This window comes from Escherichia sp. E3659 (assembly GCF_005781135.1).
GTDB lineage: Bacteria > Pseudomonadota > Gammaproteobacteria > Enterobacterales > Enterobacteriaceae > Escherichia.
Map to the genome: position 1 here is coordinate 129,892 of NZ_VATQ01000008.1, position 21,104 is coordinate 150,995.

At 51.9% G+C, this 21,104-nt stretch carries 10 protein-coding genes; 8 read left to right on the forward strand and 2 right to left on the reverse strand.

Going from position 1 to position 21,104, the window contains the following annotated elements:
- Positions 1-182: 182 nt before the first annotated feature.
- Complete coding sequence (yfaL, locus tag FEK47_RS08825; RefSeq protein ID WP_138183164.1) at positions 183-3,953, forward strand: AIDA-I family autotransporter adhesin YfaL/EhaC; 3,771 nt, start codon at positions 183-185, stop codon at positions 3,951-3,953.
- A gap of 141 nt (positions 3,954-4,094) precedes the next feature.
- Here yfaL and ubiG read toward each other — a convergent pair whose 3' ends face one another.
- Positions 4,095-4,817 carry a bifunctional 2-polyprenyl-6-hydroxyphenol methylase/3-demethylubiquinol 3-O-methyltransferase UbiG gene (gene ubiG, locus FEK47_RS08830; protein ID WP_130207157.1) on the reverse strand — a complete coding sequence of 241 codons (723 nt, stop codon included), beginning with the start codon at positions 4,815-4,817 and terminating at the stop codon, positions 4,095-4,097.
- Positions 4,818-4,963: 146 nt separating this feature from the next.
- Between ubiG and gyrA the strand changes: the two genes are divergently transcribed.
- From gyrA to rcsC, 7 genes are all read left to right on the forward strand, one after another.
- Positions 4,964-7,591 carry a DNA topoisomerase (ATP-hydrolyzing) subunit A gene (gene gyrA, locus FEK47_RS08835; RefSeq protein WP_001281237.1) on the forward strand — a complete coding sequence of 876 codons (2,628 nt, stop codon included), beginning with the start codon at positions 4,964-4,966 and terminating at the stop codon, positions 7,589-7,591.
- Positions 7,592-7,738: 147 nt separating this feature from the next.
- Positions 7,739-9,427 (forward strand): DUF2138 domain-containing protein, encoded by a 1,689-nt coding sequence (locus tag FEK47_RS08840; RefSeq protein WP_135487505.1) that lies wholly within the window; start codon positions 7,739-7,741, stop codon positions 9,425-9,427.
- On the forward strand, positions 9,424-10,047 hold the full coding sequence (locus FEK47_RS08845; protein ID WP_135487506.1) for a DUF1175 domain-containing protein: 624 nt from the start codon (positions 9,424-9,426) through the stop codon (positions 10,045-10,047). The genes FEK47_RS08840 and FEK47_RS08845 overlap by 4 nt, the downstream gene beginning before the upstream one ends.
- Before the next feature lie 23 nt (positions 10,048-10,070).
- The gene (locus tag FEK47_RS08850) at positions 10,071-14,585 is read left to right on the forward strand and encodes an alpha-2-macroglobulin (RefSeq protein ID WP_205713532.1); all 4,515 of its coding nucleotides are present in this window, start codon (positions 10,071-10,073) and stop codon (positions 14,583-14,585) included.
- A complete protein-coding gene (locus FEK47_RS08855) occupies positions 14,586-16,235 on the forward strand; it encodes a YfaQ family protein (RefSeq protein WP_135487507.1) in 1,650 nt (549 codons plus the stop codon).
- Positions 16,236-16,239: 4 nt separating this feature from the next.
- Positions 16,240-17,016 (forward strand): YfaP family protein, encoded by a 777-nt coding sequence (locus FEK47_RS08860; RefSeq protein WP_135487508.1) that lies wholly within the window; start codon positions 16,240-16,242, stop codon positions 17,014-17,016.
- A gap of 267 nt (positions 17,017-17,283) precedes the next feature.
- Positions 17,284-20,133: a two-component system sensor histidine kinase RcsC gene (gene rcsC, locus FEK47_RS08865; RefSeq protein ID WP_135487509.1), complete on the forward strand. Its 2,850-nt coding sequence runs from the start codon at positions 17,284-17,286 to the stop codon at positions 20,131-20,133.
- Positions 20,134-20,446: 313 nt separating this feature from the next.
- Here the strand turns inward: rcsC and rcsB are convergent, their stop codons facing one another.
- Positions 20,447-21,097 carry a response regulator transcription factor RcsB gene (gene rcsB, locus FEK47_RS08870; RefSeq protein ID WP_042290573.1) on the reverse strand — a complete coding sequence of 217 codons (651 nt, stop codon included), beginning with the start codon at positions 21,095-21,097 and terminating at the stop codon, positions 20,447-20,449.
- Positions 21,098-21,104 lie beyond the last annotated feature (7 nt).

Sequence of the window (21,104 nt, forward strand, 5' to 3'; positions counted from 1 at the left end):
TAATGTCATTTAAGTATTGTGAATTAAAGAATTAATGTGGGTTTAAGAAAGTTTTCAGATCTATTTATTATCATTAACTGCCATGTCATAAGGTTAATCTATTTACGATTTACAATTAATTTTTATTTAAAGGCATAACCTGTTTTTTAATAGACCGATGTTATTTAAGTGGTAACCAGGTCATGCAAAGTAAAAAATGGATTCTTTTTTCTGCTAAAGGGATGATATGGGGTATACCTGCCATAATGGCGGGGTCATTAACAGCCGCAAACGCCTCGTCGCAGGCTTTTGAATCATGCCAGGGAAACAACGTAACCAGCAGTTGCCAGGCCAGCAGGCAAAGCCTTTCAGGCATTACACAAGACTGGAGCGTCGCTGACGGACAATGGCTGGTTTTTTCGGATATGACAAATAGCGCTAGCGGAGGGGCAGTATTTTTGCAACAAGGGGCGGGACTTTTACTATCGCCAGAAAATGAAAGCGGTATGACCTTGTTTGCGAATAATACCGTTAATGGCGAATATAATAATGGTGGGGCAATATTTGCCAAAGAAAACTCAACGCTGAATCTTGATAATGTTATTTTTGTGGATAACGTAGCCGGAGGATATGGTGGCGCGATCTATTCTTCTGGCACCAACGACTCCGGTGCGGTAGATATACGCATTACCAATGCTGTGTTCAGCAAAAACATTGCCAATGACGGCAAAGGTGGTGCAATTTATACTATCAATAATGACGTCGATTTAAGTGATGATATTTTTGATAATAACCAGGCATACACATCAACAAGTTACAGTGATGGTGATGGTGGTGCAATCGATGTCACCGATAATAATAGCGATATTACACACCCTTCAGGTTATACGATAATAAATAACACTGCCTTTACAAATAACACTGCCGAAGGTTATGGCGGGGCGATTTATACCAATAGCGCGACGGCTCCCTATCTTATTGATATTTCTGTTGATGACAGCTACAGCCAGAACGGCGGCGTGTTAGTGGATGAGAACAACAGCGCAGCAGGTTATAGCAATGCTCCTTCTCCAGCGGCGGGCGGCTTTATGTACGTCGATTCAAGCCAGGTAAGGTTTGATATCGCTGCCAATAAAACCCTGGTTATCGGTGACGTAAGTAACGATGGTGCGATCGATTCCATTGCCGGAACCGGGAGTATCAGCAAAACCGGAGCGGGCGAACTGGTGCTCAATGCGGATAATAATAATTTTACCGGCGAGATGCGGATCGAAAACGGTGAAGTGACGCTGGGGCGTAGCAATTCGCTGATGAATGTCGGCGATGACCGTTGCCAGAGTAATTCGCAAAATTGCTATGGCCTGATGGTCGGCAGTATCAGCCATCGGGATGACCTGGCGGAATTGAACGTTGGCGCTACACAGCAGACTTTTGTTCACTCCCTGACGGGGTTTCAGAATGGCACCTTAAATATTGATGCTGGCGGTAATGTTACCGTTAATGCAGGCGGTTTTAGCGGAACCATCGAAGGTGAAGGGCAACTCACGATTGCTGAAAACGGCAGCTATGTGTTGGCGGGGGCGCAGTCGATGGCGCTGACCGGCGATATTGTGGTGGAAGATGGCGCAATCCTCTCGCTTTCAGGTAACGCCACGGACCTTGCGGATATGCAGGACGATCCGCAGTCCATCGTGTTAAATGGCGGCGTATTGGATCTCTCCGATTTTACTACCTGGCAGAGCGGTACGTCAGAGAACGATGGTCTGGAAATCAGTGGCAGCGGCGGTACGGTGATTGGTCAGCAGGATGTTGTCGATCTTTACGGTGGCGACGATCTGCATATTGGCGATGACGGGAATAATGGTGTTTATGTGGTGGTGGATGCAGGTGACGGGCAGGTCAGCCTGGCAAATGACAATCAATACCTCGGCACAACACAAATCGCTTCCGGTACGCTGGTGGTGAGCGACAACTCTCAGCTTGGTGATACCCACTATAACCGCCAGGTTATTTTTACTGATAATCAACAAGAAAGCGTGATGGAGATTACCTCCGACGTTGACACGCGTTCAGAGGCGGCAGGCCACGGACGTGATATCGAAATGCGCGCCGATGGTGAAGTGATGGTGGATGCGGGTGTAGACACGCAGTGGGGCGCACTGATGGCTGACAGCAGCGGGCAGCATCAGGATGTGGGTAGCACATTGACTAAAACGGGGGCAGGCACGCTGGAGCTGACTACCAGCGGTACGACGCAGTCGGCGGTGAGAGTAGAAGAAGGCACGCTGCAAGGCGCTGCTGCGAATATCTTTCCTTATGCTTCGTCGCTGTGGGTCGGTGACGGGGCAACGTTTGAGACTGGGGCGGATCAGGATATTCAGTCTATTGATGCTACTTCCAGCGGCACTATCGACATCAGCGATGGTACGGTTTTACGCCTGACTAGTCAGGATATTTCCGCCGCACTGGATGCCTCGCTGTTTAACGGCGACGGTACGTTGGTGAATGCCACCGATGGAGTGATGTTGACAGGTGAGCTTAATACCAACCTGGAAACCGACAGCCTGACTTATCTTTCAGACGTGACGGTCAATGGTGATCTAACGAATACTTCCGGTGCGGTCAGTCTGCAAAATGGCATTGCTGGTGACACACTGACGGTGAATGGCAATTACAACGGTGGTGGAACGCTACTTCTCGACAGTGAATTAGATGGCGATGACTCCATAAGCGATCTGCTGGTGCTTAATGGCAATACATCCGGCAATACCACGGTAGTGATTAACCCGATTACTGGCATTGGCCAGCCGACATCTACAGGCATTAAAGTGGTTGATTTCGCAGCCGATCCCACGCAGTTTCAAAACAATGCGCAGTTTAGTCTGGCGGGCAGCGGCTACGTCAATATGGGCGCTTACGACTATACGTTGGTGGAAGATGATAATGACTGGTATCTGCGTTCGCAAAAAGTCACTCCGACGCCACCGCCACCTGATCCAGACCCGACTCCCGATCCTGATCCCTCGCCGGATCCTGATCCAACACCCGACCCGGAACCTACACCCGCTTATCAGCCTGTGCTGAATGCCAAAGTTGGGGGATATCTTAATAATTTGCGGGCGGCAAATCAGGCATTTGAGATGGAGCGACACGATCACGCTGGTGGCGATGGTCAGACGCTGAATTTACGTGTTATCGGCGGACGTTATCATTACACGGCGGCAGGGCAACTGGCTCAGCATGAAGACACTTCTACGGTACAGCTTAGCAGCAACCTGTTAAGCGGACGCATGGGCGATGATGGCGAGTGGATGCTTGGGATTGTAGGTGGCTACAGCGATAACCAGGGGGACAGCCGCTCGAATGTGACCGGAACTCGCGCCGATAACCAGAACCACGGTTATGCCGTTGGGCTGACGTCCAGCTGGTTTCAGCACGGTAATCAGAGGCAGGGGGCCTGGCTGGATAGCTGGCTGCAATACGCGTGGTTTACGAATGATGTTAGCGAACAAAGCGACGGCGCGGACCATTACCACTCGTCGGGGATTATCGCCTCGCTGGAAGCGGGGTATCAGTGGTTACCGGGGCGTGGTGTGGTGATTGAACCGCAGGCGCAGGTGATTTATCAGGGCGTGCAGCAGGATGATTTTACCGCCGCTAACCATGCGCGGGTGTCACAATCGCAGGGCGATGATATTCAGACGCGGCTGGGATTACACAGCGAATGGCGTCCCGCTGTTCATGTCACACCAACATTAGATCTGAATTATTATCACGATCCCCATTCGACGGAAATTGAAGAAGATGGTAGCCAAATCAGTGACGATGCGGTGAAGCAACGGGGTGAAATAAAAGTGGGAGTAACGGGCAATATCAGTCAGCGAGTTTCCCTGCGTGGCAGCGTGGCGTGGCAGAAAGGAAGCGATGATTTTGCCCAGACGGCAGGTTTTTTGTCGATGACGGTGAAATGGTAATCGCTGTCCACCCTGCATCATTGCCGGATGCGGCGTAAATGCCTCATCCGGACGACGGGGAGCATTTGTAGGCCTGATAAGACGCGGCAAGCGTCTCATTAGGCATTGGCACTGTTGCCGGATGTATCCCGGTCAACAATCTCACTTATTTTGCGTGTGCAGCATATAGTTCACATCAACGCCGGGGCCGAGCTTAAAAGTATTAGTGATCGGGTTATAATGCAGCCCGATCATATGGCGCTCTTTTAGACTGGTTTGATCCACCCAGCCCAGCAATTCTGCCGGTTTAATAAACTTCTTCACGTCGTGCGTGCCTTTAGGCACCATGCGCAAAATATATTCCGCGCCGACCACCGCCATTAGCCACGACTTGCCATTACGATTAAGCGTGGAGAAAAAGACATCGCCACCCGGTTTTACCAGTTGTGCGCAGGCTCTGACCACTGACTGCGGATCGGGGACGTGCTCCAGCATCTCCATGCAGGTCACCACATCATACTGCCCGGCATGTTTTGCCGCGTGTTCTTCAACGGTTTCCTGTACGTACTCTACCTGAATGCCGCTTTCCAGCGCGTGCAGCTTTGCCACCTGCAATGGCTCAAAGCCCATATCCAGACCGGTCACCGTCGCACCTTCTCGCGCCATACTCTCAGCCAGAATACCGCCGCCGCAACCGACATCGAGCACCTTTTTGCCAAACAATCCGCCAGCACGCTCGGCAATATAGCCCAGACGCAGCGGGTTAATGCGGTGCAGTGGTTTGAACTCGCCTTCCAGATCCCACCAGCGGGAGGCGACGGCTTCAAATTTAGCGATCTCTTCGTGGTCTACGTTATGGTTTACCGGCGATTTTTCGGCATTCATTGGCACTTCTACTCCGTAATTGGCAAGACAATCGAGTATATCAGGCATTGGATGTGAATAAAGCGTATAGGTTTACCTAGATCTTCGCGGCTGTGTTATAATTTGCGACCTTTGAATCCGGGATACAGTAGAGGGATAGCGGTTAGATGAGCGACCTTGCGAGAGAAATTACACCGGTCAACATTGAGGAAGAGCTGAAAAGCTCCTATCTGGATTATGCGATGTCGGTCATTGTTGGCCGTGCGCTGCCAGATGTCCGAGATGGCCTGAAGCCGGTACACCGTCGCGTACTTTACGCCATGAACGTACTAGGCAATGACTGGAACAAAGCCTATAAAAAATCTGCCCGTGTCGTTGGTGACGTAATCGGTAAATACCATCCCCATGGTGACTCGGCGGTCTATGACACGATCGTCCGCATGGCGCAGCCATTCTCGCTGCGTTATATGCTGGTAGACGGTCAGGGTAACTTCGGTTCTATCGACGGCGACTCTGCGGCGGCAATGCGTTATACGGAAATCCGTCTGGCGAAAATTGCCCATGAACTGATGGCCGATCTCGAAAAAGAGACGGTCGATTTCGTTGATAACTATGACGGCACGGAAAAAATTCCTGACGTCATGCCGACCAAAATTCCTAACCTGCTGGTGAACGGTTCCTCCGGTATCGCCGTAGGTATGGCAACCAACATCCCGCCGCACAACCTGACGGAAGTCATCAATGGTTGTCTGGCGTATATCGATGATGAAGACATCAGCATTGAAGGGCTGATGGAACACATCCCGGGTCCGGACTTCCCGACGGCGGCAATCATTAACGGTCGTCGCGGTATTGAAGAAGCTTACCGTACCGGTCGTGGCAAGGTGTACATCCGCGCCCGTGCAGAAGTGGAAGTCGACGCCAAAACCGGGCGTGAAACCATTATCGTCCACGAAATTCCGTATCAGGTGAACAAAGCGCGCCTGATCGAGAAGATTGCGGAACTGGTAAAAGAAAAACGCGTGGAAGGCATCAGCGCGCTGCGTGACGAGTCTGACAAAGACGGCATGCGCATCGTGATTGAAGTGAAACGCGATGCGGTCGGTGAAGTGGTGCTCAACAACCTCTACTCCCAGACCCAGTTGCAGGTTTCTTTCGGTATCAACATGGTGGCATTGCACCATGGTCAGCCGAAGATTATGAACCTGAAAGACATCATCGCGGCGTTTGTTCGTCACCGCCGCGAAGTAGTAACGCGTCGTACTATTTTCGAACTGCGTAAAGCCCGCGACCGTGCGCATATCCTTGAAGCATTAGCCGTGGCGCTGGCAAACATCGACCCGATCATCGAACTGATCCGTCATGCGCCGACGCCTGCAGAAGCGAAAACCGCGCTGGTTGCTAATCCGTGGCAGCTGGGCAACGTTGCCGCGATGCTGGAACGTGCGGGCGACGATGCTGCGCGTCCGGAATGGCTGGAGCCAGAGTTCGGCGTGCGCGATGGTCTGTACTATCTGACCGAACAGCAAGCCCAGGCAATTCTGGATCTGCGTCTGCAGAAACTGACCGGTCTTGAGCATGAAAAACTGCTCGACGAATACAAAGAGCTGCTGGATCAGATCGCGGAACTGCTGCGTATTCTGGGTAGCGCCGATCGTCTGATGGAAGTGATCCGCGAAGAGCTGGAGCTGGTTCGTGAACAGTTCGGTGACAAACGTCGTACTGAAATCACCGCCAACAGCGCAGACATCAACCTGGAAGATCTGATCACTCAGGAAGATGTGGTAGTGACGCTCTCTCACCAGGGCTACGTTAAGTATCAGCCGCTTTCTGAATACGAAGCGCAGCGTCGTGGCGGGAAAGGTAAATCTGCCGCACGTATTAAAGAAGAAGACTTTATCGACAGGCTGCTGGTGGCGAACACTCACGATCATATCCTGTGCTTCTCCAGCCGTGGTCGCGTCTATTCGATGAAAGTTTACCAGTTGCCGGAAGCCTCTCGTGGCGCGCGCGGTCGTCCGATCGTCAACCTGCTGCCGCTGGAGCAGGACGAACGTATCACCGCGATCCTGCCGGTGACCGAGTTTGAAGAAGGCGTGAAAGTCTTCATGGCGACCGCTAACGGTACTGTGAAGAAAACCGTCCTCACCGAATTCAACCGTCTGCGTACCGCCGGTAAAGTGGCGATCAAACTGGTTGAAGGCGATGAGCTGATCGGCGTTGACCTGACCAGTGGCGAAGATGAAGTAATGCTGTTCTCCGCCGAAGGTAAAGTGGTGCGCTTTAAAGAGTCTTCTGTCCGTGCGATGGGCTGCAACACCACCGGTGTTCGCGGTATTCGTTTAGGCGAAGGCGATAAAGTCGTCTCTCTTATCGTGCCGCGTGGCGATGGCGCAATCCTCACCGCAACGCAAAACGGTTACGGTAAACGTACCGCGGTGGCGGAATACCCAACTAAGTCGCGTGCGACGAAAGGGGTTATCTCCATCAAGGTTACCGAACGTAACGGTTTAGTGGTTGGCGCGGTGCAGGTAGATGACTGCGACCAGATCATGATGATCACCGATGCTGGTACGCTGGTACGTACTCGCGTTTCGGAAATCAGCATCGTGGGCCGTAACACCCAGGGCGTGATCCTCATCCGTACAGCGGAAGATGAAAACGTAGTGGGTCTGCAACGTGTTGCTGAACCGGTTGACGAAGAAGATCTGGATACCATCGACGGCAGTGCCGCGGAAGGGGACGATGAAATCGCTCCGGAAGTGGACGTTGACGACGAACCGGAAGAAGAATAATTTCATCGCTTCATGACAGAAGGGAGTAAACATCCCTTCTTCGAAATGAAAAGTCCAGGCTGCAAAGTCTGGGCTTTTGTCGTATTAGGGCGCGCTAAGGGCGAGTCCGTTCGTCAAAAATGACGGTTATACACAAGGAATGTGGCAATGAGCGGTGAAAAAAAGGCGAAAGGCTGGCAGTTTTATGGCCTTGTAGGTGTCGGTGTTGTTGCGCTCCTTTCCGCGGGCGTCTGGGCATTGCAATACACTGGCAGTGGTCCAGAAAAAACGTTGTCGCCGCTGGTGGTGCACAATAATTTGCAAATCGATCTCAATGAGCCTGACCTCTTTCTCGATAGCGACTCTCTAAGCCAGCTTCCCAAAGATGTCCTTACTATTCCTTTTCTCCACGATGTCCTGAGTGAAGATTTCGTTTTCTATTATCAGAATCATGCCGATCGTCTGGGCATTGAAGGCAGTATTCGCCGCATTGTCTATGAACATGATCTCACGCTGAAGGATAAGCTCTTTTCGTCACTCTTAGACCAGCCCGCGCAGGCGGCACTGTGGCACGATAAACAAGGCCATCTTTCACATTACATGGTGCTTATCCAGCGTAGTGGCTTGAGCAAGTTGCTGGAGCCATTGCTGTTTGCTGCTACCAGCGATAGCCAGTTAAGCAAGACGGAAATCAGTAGTATCAAGATAAATAGTGAAACTATTCCTGTTTATCAGTTGCGCTATAACGGCAATAACGCCCTGATGTTCGCGACATATCAGGACAAGATGCTGGTGTTTTCCAGCACGGATATGCTGTTTAAAGATGACCAGCAGGATACCGAAGCCTCGGCGATCGCAAGTGATTTGTTGAGCGGTAAAAAACGCTGGCAAGCCAGCTTCGGTCTGGAAGAGCGTGCTGCCGAAAAAACGCCAGTACGCCAGCGCATCGTGGTCAGCGCCAGGTTGCTGGGTTTTGGCTACCAGCGATTAATGCCTTCTTTTGCCGGAGTGCGTTTCGAAATGAGCAACGACGGCTGGCATAGCTTTCTGGCGTTAAATGATGAATCCGCGAGTGTGGATGCCAGTTTCGATTTTACGCCGGTATGGAGCAGTATGCCTGCCGGGGCCAGCTTCTGCGTGGCGGTGCCTTACTCGCACGGTATTGCTGAAGAGATGCTCTCACAAATCGCTCAGGAAAACGACAAGTTGAATGGGGCGTTAGACGGTGCCGCGGGGCTATGCTGGTATGAGGATTCAAAACTGCAAACCCCACTGTTTGTTGGTCAGTTTGATGGCACTGACGAACAGGCGCAATTGCCAGGGAAACTGTTTACCCAAAATATTGGTGCTCGTGAAAGCAAAGCGCCAGAAGGCGTATTACCGGTAACTCAAACTCAGCAGGGCGAAGCGCAAATCTGGCGTCGCGAAGTGAGTTCCCGATACGGCCAGTATCCGAAAGCGCAGGCGGCGCAACCCGATCAATTAATGTCGGATTATTTTTTCCGCGTGTCGCTGGCGATGCAAAACAAAACGCTGCTTTTCTCCCTCGATGACACGCTGGTTAATAACGCGCTGCAAACACTGAATAAAACCCGCCCGGCAATGGTGGATGTGATACCCACTGATAGCGTCGTTCCGCTCTATATCAATCCACAAGGAATGGCGAAACTGCTGCGTAACGAAACGCTGACTAGTCTGCCGAAGAATCTCGAACCGGTTTTTTATAACGCCGCACAAACTTTATTAATGCCGAAACTGGACGCTTTATCGCAACAGCCTCGTTATGTCATGAAGCTGGACCAGATGAAACCGGGCGCCGCCTGGCAATGGTTACCAATCAACTGGCAGCCATTATGAGGCGTGGACTGCTGGCACTGATTTGCTGGCTGTGTTGTTTTGTTGCTCATAGCGAAATGCTGAATGTCGAACAATCGGGACTATTTCGTGCCTGGTTTGTGCGCATTGCGCAGGAACAGCTACGCCAGGGGCCAAGTCCACGTTGGTATCAGCAGGATTGCGCAGGCCTGGTGCGCTTTGCAGCGAACGAGTCGCTGAAAGTTCACGATAGCAAATGGCTAAAAAGTAACGGTCTGTCAAACCAGTATCTACCGCCAGAAATGACGCTAACACCTGAGCAACGACAACTGGCACAAAACTGGAACCAGGGGAACGGGAAAACCGGACCCTATGTGACCGCGATTAATTTGATTCAGTACAACAGCCTGTTTATTGGCCAGGACATAAACCAGGCACTGCCTGGCGATATGATTTTTTTCGATCAGGGCGATGCCCAGCACTTAATGGTCTGGATGGGGCGTTACGTCATCTACCACACCGGAAGCGCCACGAAAACTGACAACGGAATGCGCGCAGTCAGTCTGCAACAACTTATGACATGGAAGGACACCCGATGGATACCCAACGATTCCAATCCCAATTTCATTGGCATTTATCGTTTAAATTTTCTGGCGCAATAGCGGCCTGCCTGTGCCTGTCTCTTGTGGGAACAGGGCTTGTTAATGCTGACGATTCGCTTCCTTCCAGCAACTATGCGCCGCCAGCCGGGGGAACGTTCTTTTTGCTCGCTGACAGCAGTTTTAGCAGCAGCGAAGAGGCGAAAGTGCGGCTGGAAGCGCCGGGGCGCGATTATCAACGTTATCAGATGGAAGAGTACGGCGGCGTGGATGTTCGCCTGTATCGTATTCCTGATCCGATGGCATTTCTGCGTCAGCAGAAAAACCTGCACCGCATTGTGGTACAACCGCAGTATCTGGGTGACGGTCTGAACAATACGCTAACCTGGCTGTGGGATAACTGGTACGGCAAATCTCGCCGTGTAATGCAGCGTTCTTTCTCTTATCAGTCACGGCAGAATGTGACCCAGGCATTACCGGAATTGCAGCTCGGCAATGCCATCATCAAACCTTCCCGTTATGTACAAAACAGCCAGTTTTCACCGCTGAAGAAATATCCACTGGTGGAACAGTTCCGTTATCCACTATGGCAGGCAAAACCGGTTGAGCCGCAGCAAGGGGTAAAACTGGAAGGCGCATCCAGTAACTTCATCTCGCCGCAGCCGGGCAACATCTATATTCCTCTCGGCAAACAAGAGCCGGGGCTGTATCTCGTCGAAGCGATGGTGGGTGGTTATCGGGCAACAACGGTGGTGTTTGTCTCCAATACCGTGGCGTTGAGTAAAGTGTCGGGTAACGAGCTTCTGGTGTGGACCGCTGGCAAAAAGCAGGGGGAAGCGAAGCCTGGATCAGAAATCCTGTGGACTGACGGTCTTGGCGTGATGACCCGAGGCGTCACCAATGACAGCGGCACCTTGCAGTTACAACATATATCGCCTGAACGTTCATACATTCTGGGTAAGGATGCTGAAGGCGGCGTTTTTGTCTCCGAGAACTTCTTCTACGAAAGCGAAATCTACAACACCCGCTTGTATATCTTTACCGATCGCCCTCTATACCGCGCAGGAGATCGTGTCGATGTTAAAGTGATGGGCCGCGAGTTCCACGATCCGTTGCATTCATCCCCTATCGTCAGCGCACCGGCGAAGCTTTCAGTGCTGGACGCCAACGGTAGCCTGTTGCAAACCGTCGATGTCACGCTTGATGCGCGCAATGGCGGGCAGGGGAGTTTCCGCTTGCCAGAAAATGCCGTTGCCGGAGGTTATGAGTTACGCCTGGCTTACCGCAAACAGGTCTATAGCAGCAGTTTTCGCGTGGCAAACTACATCAAACCACATTTCGAAATTGGTTTAGCTCTCGACAAAAAAGATTTCAAAACTGGCGAAGCGGTCAGCGGCAAACTGCAACTGCTCTACCCGGATGGCGAGCCGGTAAAAAATGCCCGCGTGCAGTTAAGTTTGCGCGCCCAACAACTTTCGATGGTCGGTAACGATTTGCGTTATGCCGGGCGCTTCCCTGTGTCGCTTGAAGGCAGTGAAACAGTTTCAGACGCCAGCGGTCATGTGGCGTTAAATCTTCCCGCAGCAGATAAACCGAGCCGCTATTTACTGACCGTCTCTGCCAGCGACGGTGCGGCATATCGTGTTACCACAACCAAAGAGATCCTCATTGAACGCGGTCTGGCGCATTACTCTCTAAGCACCGCCGCACAATACAGTAATAGCGGCGAGTCGGTTGTTTTCCGTTATGCCGCGCTGGAATCTTCAAAGCAGGTTCCTGTTAAGTATGAGTGGTTACGTCTGGAAGACCGAACAAGCCACAGCGGAGATCTACCGTCTGGCGGTAAATCCTTCACCGTTAATTTCGAAAAACCTGGCAACTACAATCTGACATTACGCGATAAAGACGGCTTAATTCTCGCCGGGTTAAGCCATGCCGTCAGCGGTAAGGGCAGCACGGCGCATACTGGTACGGTAGATATCGTGGCGGATAAAACGCTGTACCAGCCAGGCGAAACCGCGAAGATGCTGATTACCTTCCCGGAGCCAATTGATGAAGCGTTATTGACGCTGGAACGCGATCGCGTGGAACAGCAGTCGCTGCTATCGCATCCGGCAAACTGGCTGACGCTACAACGCTTAAACGATACCCAGTATGAAGCCCGCGTTCCGGTGAGCAATACCTTTGCGCCTAACATCACTTTTTCGGTGCTGTATACCCGTAACGGTCAGTACAGTTTTCAGAATGCCGGGATCAAAGTTGCCGTTCCTCAGCTGGATATCCGGGTGAAAACGGACAAAACCCATTACCAGCCAGGTGAACTGGTCAATGTCGAATTAACCTCGTCGCTGAAAGGTAAACCTGTTTCTGCGCAGCTAACGGTTGGCGTGGTCGATGAAATGATCTACGCGCTGCAACCGGAAATCGCGCCGAGTATCGGCAAATTTTTCTATCCGCTGGGGCGTAACAATGTACGCACCAGTTCCAGCCTGTCATTTATCAGCTACGATCAGGCGCTCTCCAGCGAGCCGGTTGCGCCTGGCGCGACTAACCGCAGCGAGCGGCGAGTAAAAATGCTTGAACGTCCACGGCGTGAAGAGGTGGATACCGCGGCATGGATACCGTCGCTAACCACGGATAAACAAGGCAAAGCGTATTTCACGTTCCTGATGCCGGATTCGTTAACCCGCTGGCGCATCACCGCGCGTGGGATGAACGGCGACGGACTGGTCGGGCAGGGGCGTGCGTATTTGCGCTCGGAAAAAAATCTCTACATGAAGTGGAGTATGCCAACGGTCTATCGCCTTGGCGACAAACCAGCGGTAGGGCTGTTTATCTTCAGTCAGCAGGATAACGAACCGGTAGAGCTGGTGAGTAAATTTGCGGGCGACGAGATGCGCCAGACGCTGACACTGCATAAGGGGGCGAACTATATTTCGCTGGCGCAGAACATTCAGCAATCTGGCTTGTTAAGTGCAGAACTGCAACAAAATGGGCAAGTGCAGGACAGCATTAGCACAAAACTGTCTTTTGTTGATAACAGCTGGCCCGTTGAACAGCAGAAAAACGTCATGCTCGGCGGTGGCGATAACGCGCTGATGTTGCCCGAGCAGGCGAGTAATATCCGGCTGCAAAGTAGCGAAACACCGCAGGAGATTTTCCGCAACAATCTTGATGCGTTAATAGAGGAACCCTGGGGGGGCGTGATCAACACCGGTAGCCGTCTGATCCCGCTCAGTCTTGCCTGGCGTTCGCTTGCCGATCATCAAAGTGCCGCCGCTAACGACATTCGTCAGATGATTCAGGATAACCGTCTGCGGCTGATGCAACTGGCGGGGCCAGGAGCGCGCTTTACCTGGTGGGGTGAAGATGGCAATGGCGATGCATTCCTCACGGCATGGGCATGGTACGCCGACTGGCAAGCGAGCCAGGCCCTTGGCGTAACGCAACAACCGGAATACTGGCAACATATGCTCGACAGCTACGCGGAGCAGGCGGATAACATGCCGTTATTGCATCGGGCGCTGGTGCTGGCGTGGGCGCAGGAGATGAATCTGCCGTGCAAAACGTTGTTGAAAGGGTTGGATGAAGCTATCGCCCGGCGCGGAACTAAAACAGAAGATTTCTCTGAGGAAGACACCAGCGAGATCAATGACAGTTTGATCCTCGATACACCGGAATCTCCGCTGGCAGATGCGGTGGCAAACGTCTTAACCATGACGTTGCTGAAAAAAGTGCAGTTGAAGTCCACTGTGATGCCACAGGTTCAGCAATATGCGTGGGATAAAGCGGCAAACAGCAATCAGCCGCTGGCGCACACGGTTGTGCTGCTCAATAGCGGTGGCGACACCACCCAGGCGGCCGCTATTTTAAGTGGTTTGACCGCTGAGCAATCCACTATTGAGCGCGCGCTGGCCATGAACTGGCTGGCGAAATATATGGCGACGATGCCTCCAGTTGTGTTGCCTGCGCCTGCGGGCGCATGGGCCAAACATAAGTTAACCGGAGGGGGCGAATACTGGCGTTGGGTGGGTCAGGGCGTGCCGGAAATTCTCTCTTTGGGTGACGAATTACCGCCGCAAAACGTGCAGGTCCGCTGGCGTGAACCGGCAAAAACGGCTCAACAAAGTAATATTCCGGTGACCGTTGAACGCCAGTTGTATCGACTTATCCCCGGTGATGAAGACATGAGTTTTACGTTGCAGCCGGTGACCAGCAATGAGATTAACAGCGATGCGCTGTATCTCGATGAAATCACCCTTACTAACGAGCAGAATGCATCTCTGCGCTACGGTCAGGTAGAAGTCCCACTGCCGCCGGGAGCCGATGTTGAACGGACAACGTGGGGAATATCGGTCAATAAACCCAACGCCGCGAAACAGCAGGGGCAATTGCTGGAAAAAGCGCGTAATGAAATGGGCGAACTGGCCTATATGGTGCCGGTGAAAGAACTGACGGGAACGGTCACTTTCCGCCATCTGCTGCGCTTCTCGCAAAAAGGGCAATTCGTTCTGCCGCCTGCTCGCTATGTGCGTTCCTATGCACCTGCGCAGCAAAGTGTTGCGGCAGGGAGCGAATGGACCGGGATGCAGGTGAAATAAGTGAACTGGCGCAGAGTCGTTTGGCTATTAACGCTGGTTACCCTGCCGACGTTTGCACAGGAGACGCCGTTACAACTGGCGCTGCGGGGCGCGCAGCATGACCAACTGTATCAGTTATCGTCGTCAGGCGTGACAAATGTCTCGACGTTACCTGACACGCTCACCACGCCGTTAGGGAGTTTGTGGAAACTGTATGTTTACGCCTGGCTGGAGGATACCCATCAACCGGAGCAGCCCTACCAGTGTCGCGGAAACTCCCCGGAAGAGGTTTATTGTTGCCAGGCGGGGGAGAGCATAACGCGCGATACCGCGCTGGTACGTTCCTGTGGACTCTATTTTGCGCCGCAGCGGTTGCACATTAGCGCGGATGTATGGGGGCCATACTGGCAACAGCGTCAGGCTCCGGCGTGGTTAGCATCTCTTTCTACGCTGAAACCAGAAACCTCGGTAACGGTTAAATCGCTGCTTGATTCATTAGCGACGTTACCCGCGCAAAACAAAGCTCAGGAAGTCTTACTGGATGTGGTGTTGGACGAGGCGAAAATCGGTGTTGCGTCTATGCTCGGTAGCCGGGTACGGGTGAAAACCTGGAGCTGGTTTGCCGATGATAAACAGGAAATCCGCCAGGGTGGTTTTGCCGGATGGTTAACTGATGGCACGCCGCTGTGGGTTGCAGGTGGCGGCACCAGCAAAACGGTACTAACCCGTTATGCGACGGTACTTAATCAGGTTTTGCCTGTGCCGACGCAAGTTGCCAGCGGGCAATGTGTACTGGTGGATCTGTTTGCTCGCTATCCGTTGAAGAAAGTCACTGAGGAAAAGAGCACGACGGCAGTAAAACCTGGTGTGCTCAATGGGCGTTATCGTGTGACGTTCGCCAATGGTAACCACATTACGTTTGTTAGCCGTGGTGAGACGACGTTACTGACGGAGAAGGGCAAACTGAAATTACAGTCGCATCTCGATCGTGAAGAGTATGTTGCCAGAGTTCTGGATCGCGAAGCGAAAAGCACGCCTCCTGAAGCAGCGAAAGCCATGACCGTGGCGATTCGCACGTTTTTACAGCAAAATGCCGATCGGGAAGGCGATTGCCTGACCATCCCGGACAGCAGCGCCACGCAGCGTGTTTCTGCTTCGCCAGCTACCACGGGGGCGCGAACGATGACCGCCTGGACGCAGGATCTCATCTATGCGGGCGATCCGGTTCATTATCACGGCAGCCGTACTGCCGAAGGCACGTTATCCTGGCGTAAAGCCACGGCCCAGGCGGTGCAAGGTGAACGTTACGATCAGATACTCGCCTTTGCTTATCCCGATAACAGCCTTAGTCGCTGGGGAGCTCCACGCGCCACTTGCCAGATTTTGCCAAAAGCGAAAGCCTGGCTGGCGAAAAAAATGCCCCAGTGGCGACGCGTGTTACAAGGCGAGACGGGTTACAACGAACCAGATGTATTTGCGGTTTGCCGTTTAGCCTCGGGATTCCCCTTTACCGATCGGCAGCAGAAACGGCTGTTTATTCGTAACTTCTTTACGCTTCAGGATCGTCTTGATTTAACCCATGAGTATCTTCACCTGGCCTTTGATGGTTATCCCACCGGGCTTGATGAGAACTATATCGAAACGCTGACCCGACAATTATTAATGGACTAATGCTATGCGAAAGATTTTTCTTCCGTTGTTACTGGTGGCGCTTTCGCCTGTCGCTCACAGTGAAGGTGTGCAGGAAGTCGAGATTGATGCACCGCTCTCTGGCTGGCATCCGGCAGAGGGCGAAGATGCCAGTTTTTCACAATCGATCAATTACCCGGCGTCGTCCGTCAACATGGCAGATGATCAAAATATCTCTGCGCAAATCCGCGGCAAAATAAAAAATTATGCTGCGGCGGGAAAAGTCCAGCAGGGGCGACTGGTGGTCAACGGAGCCAGTATGCCGCAGAGAATTGAATCCGATGGTTCATTTGCACGCCCTTATATTTTCACGGAAGGCAGTAACAGCGTGCAGGTCATCAGCCCCGATGGGCAAAGCCGACAAAAAATGCAGTTTTACTCTACGCCGGGGGCTGGAGCGATTCGCGCGCGTTTACGGCTGGTTCTCTCGTGGGATACGGACAATACTGACCTCGATCTTCATGTCGTTACGCCTGATGGTGAACATGCCTGGTACGGTAACACGGTGCTGAAAAACAGTGGTGCACTGGATATGGATGTCACGACGGGGTACGGACCCGAGATTTTCGCCATGCCAGCGCCAGTTCACGGGCGCTATCAGGTGTATATCAACTACTTCGGCGGGCGCAGTGAAACGGAATTGACGACCGCCCAACTGACGCTGATCACCGATGAAGGGTCGGTCAATGAGAAACAGGAAACTTTTATTGTGCCGATGCGTAATGCTGGTGAACTAACGCTGGTGAAAAGTTTTGACTGGTAAAATGCCCCGCAGCCCGGCACTCTTTTTTCAGACAAGACTGCTGGGCGACCAGCCGACTCCAGGATATAACCATTCACAAGTGTCGGCAGAATGGTCATTTCATATTGTGTCTTCTGAAATCTTTCTATTTGTTCCGGCTTCTGGGGTTAAGGCAATGGTTTCTAAACGATACATACTGTTGCGATGATGACAGAACATTGCGGTGACACGCTTTTACCGCTACCTTAACCACACTCCATCGGTCACCTGAGGCGGAGCTTCGCCCCTTTGAAATACCTTGCTTCTTTTCGCACAACCCTGAAAGTCTCGCGCTACATGTTCAGAGCGCTGGCGTTATTGATCTGGCTGTTGATTGCTTTTTCATCAGTGTTTTACATCGTCAACGCTTTACATCAACGAGAATCTGAGATTCGTCAGGAATTTAATCTGAGCTCCGATCAGGCTCAGCGGTTTATTCAGCGCACCTCTGATGTCATGAAAGAGCTGAAGTACATTGCTGAAAATCGCTTATCCGTGGAAAACGGCGTGCTTTCTCCGCGTGGGCGTGAAACGCAAGCGGATGTGCCGGTTTTCGAACCGCTGTTTGCTGATTCCGATTGTTCCGCAATGAGCAACACCTGGCGAGGCTCCCTGGAGTCACTGGCGTGGTTTATGCGCTACTGGCGCGATAACTTCTCTGCGGCTTACGATCTCAACCGTGTGTTTTTAATCGGCAGCGATAACCTCTGTATGGCTAACTTTGGCCTGCGTGATATGCCCGTCGAACGTGACACCGCTCTGAAAGCCCTGCATGAACGCATTAACAAATATCGTAACGCGCCACAGGATGACAGTGGCAGTAACCTTTTCTGGATCAGTGAAGGGCCGCGTCCTGGGGTGGGATATTTCTACGCGCTGACGCCGGTTTATCTGGCAAACCGTTTGCAAGCGCTTTTAGGCGTAGAACAGACAATTCGGATGGAGAACTTCTTCCTGCCGGGGACGTTGCCGATGGGCGTCACCATTCTTGATGAAAATGGCCATACCCTGATTTCGCTGACCGGACCGGAAAGTAAGATTCAAGCCGAACCGCGTTGGATGCAGGAGCGATCCTGGTTTGGCTATACGCCAGGTTTCCGTGAGCTGGTGCTGAAAAAAAATCTACCGCCGTCTTCGCTAAGTATTGTCTATTCCGTGCCTGTTGATCAGGTGCTGGAACGTATTCGCATGTTGATACTTAACGCGATTTTGCTGAACGTGATTGCGGGTGCTGCATTGTTTACCCTCGCACGGATGTATGAGCGACGTATTTTTATTCCGGCGGAAAGTGACGCCCAGCGACTGGAAGAGCATGAGCAGTTTAACCGCAAGATAGTCGCCTCTGCGCCTGTGGGGATCTGCATTTTGCGAACTGTCGATGGCGTTAATATTTTGAGTAACGAACTGGCGCATACCTATCTCAACATGCTTACGCATGAGGATCGCCAACGGCTGACGCAAATTATTTGTGGCCAGCAGGTCAATTTTGTTGATGTCCTTACCAGTAACAATACCAACCTGCAAATCAGCTTTGTTCATTCGCGCTATCGTAATGAAAACGTGGCAATTTGCGTACTGGTCGATGTGTCTTCACGTGTGAAGATGGAAGAGTCGCTGCAAGAAATGGCGCAGGCAGCAGAACAGGCGAGCCAGTCAAAATCGATGTTCCTTGCTACCGTTAGCCACGAACTGCGAACGCCGCTGTATGGCATTATCGGCAACCTGGATCTATTACAAACCAAAGAGTTACCAAAAGGTGTTGACCGTCTGGTGACGGCAATGAATAACTCTTCCAGCCTGTTATTGAAAATTATTAGCGACATTCTCGATTTCTCGAAGATTGAATCGGAACAGTTGAAAATCGAACCACGCGAGTTTTCACCGCGCGAAGTCATGAACCACATCACCTCCAACTATTTGCCGCTGGTGGTACGCAAGCAACTTGGTTTGTACTGTTTTATTGAGCCAGATGTACCGATGGCGCTCAATGGCGACCCAATGCGCTTACAGCAGGTGATCTCCAACCTGTTGAGTAATGCCATTAAATTTACCGATACCGGCTGCATTGTTCTGCATGTTCGCGTTGATGGTGATTATCTTTCTATTCGCGTACGCGATACCGGGGTGGGCATTCCAGCTAAAGAAGTGGTGCGGTTATTTGATCCGTTCTTCCAGGTAGGGACGGGCGTACAGCGTAACTTCCAGGGTACTGGTCTGGGGCTGGCGATTTGTGAAAAACTGATCAGCATGATGGACGGTGACATCTCGGTGGATTCTGAACCGGGAATGGGCAGCCAGTTTACCGTGCGTATTCCGTTGTATGGCGCTCAGTACCCGCAGAAAAAAGGCGTCGAAGGGTTGAGTGGTAAACGCTGCTGGTTGGCGGTCCGCAATGCGTCGCTCTGTCAGTTCCTGGAAACCAGTTTGCAGCGCAGCGGCATAGTCGTTGCAACATACGAAGGGCAGGAACCGACTCCCGAAGATGTGTTGATCACCGATGATGTGGTGAGTAAAAAATGGCAGGGCAGGGCGGTTGTGACTTTCTGTCGTCGCCATATCGGTATCCCTCTGGAGAAAGCGCCTGGTGAATGGGTACACAGTGTGGCAGCCCCGCACGAGCTACCGGCATTGCTGGCGCGCATCTATCTGATAGAATTGGAGAGCGACGATCCTGCTAACTCTCTGCCGTCGACCGACAAAGTGGTCAGCAATAACGACGATATGATGATTCTGGTCGTAGACGATCATCCAATTAACCGTCGTCTGTTGGCCGATCAGCTTGGATCGTTGGGCTATCAGTGTAAGACGGCGAATGATGGTGTTGATGCACTTAATGTCCTTAGTAAGAATCACATTGATATAGTGCTAAGTGATGTCAACATGCCGAATATGGATGGTTACCGGTTAACGCAACGTATCCGCCAGTTGGGACTGACGTTGCCGGTAATAGGGGTAACGGCCAATGCGTTGGCTGAAGAGAAACAGCGGTGTCTGGAGTCCGGTATGGATAGCTGTCTGTCTAAGCCAGTGACGTTGGATGTCATCAAACAGACGCTGACGATGTATGCGGAAAGGGTCAGGAAAGCGCGGGAATCGTAGACCGGATAAGGCGTTTACGCTGCATCCGGTAATCGGTGCAAATGCCAGATGCGACGCTGATGCGTCTTATCTGGCCTACCTTATTGTAATCCATTGAAATAATGGAATTTGTAGGCCGGATAAGGCGTTTACGCTGCATCCGGTAATCAGTGCAAATGCCAGATGCGACGCTGATGCGTCTTATCTGGCCTACATTATCGTAATCCATTGAAATAATGGAATTTGTAGGCCGGATAAGGCGTTTACGCTGCATCCGGCAATCGGTGCAAGTGCCAGATGCGACGCTGGCGCGTCTTATCTGGCCTACAGGTGATTACTCTTTATCCGCCGGACTTAACGTCACAGAAGAGAGATAATTCAACAGAGCGATATCGTTCTCGACACCCAGCTTCATCATTGCGGATTTTTTCTGGCTACTGATGGTTTTAATGCTTCGGTTCAGCTTTTTAGCAATCTCGGTAACCAGGAAGCCTTCGGCAAACAGGCGCAGAACTTCACTCTCTTTTGGTGAGAGGCGCTTGTCACCGTAACCGCCAGCACTGATTTTCTCTAACAGCCGAGAAACGCTTTCTGGAGTAAATTTCTTACCTTTTTGTAGCGCGGCGAGGGCTTTCGGCAGGTCGGTCGGCGCGCCTTGTTTCAGAACGATCCCTTCGATATCCAGGTCCAGTACCGCGCTAAGAATGGCCGGGTTGTTGTTCATGGTCAGAACAATAATCGACAAACTTGGGAAGTGGCGCTTGATGTACTTGATTAAGGTTATGCCATCGCCGTATTTATCGCCTGGCATGGAGAGATCGGTAATCAAAACATGCGCATCCAGCTTCGGCAGGTTATTGATCAGTGCTGTAGAGTCCTCAAATTCGCCGACAACATTCACCCACTCGATTTGCTCAAGTGATTTGCGAATACCGAACAAGACTATCGGATGGTCATCAGCAATAATTACGTTCATATTGTTCATGTAATAG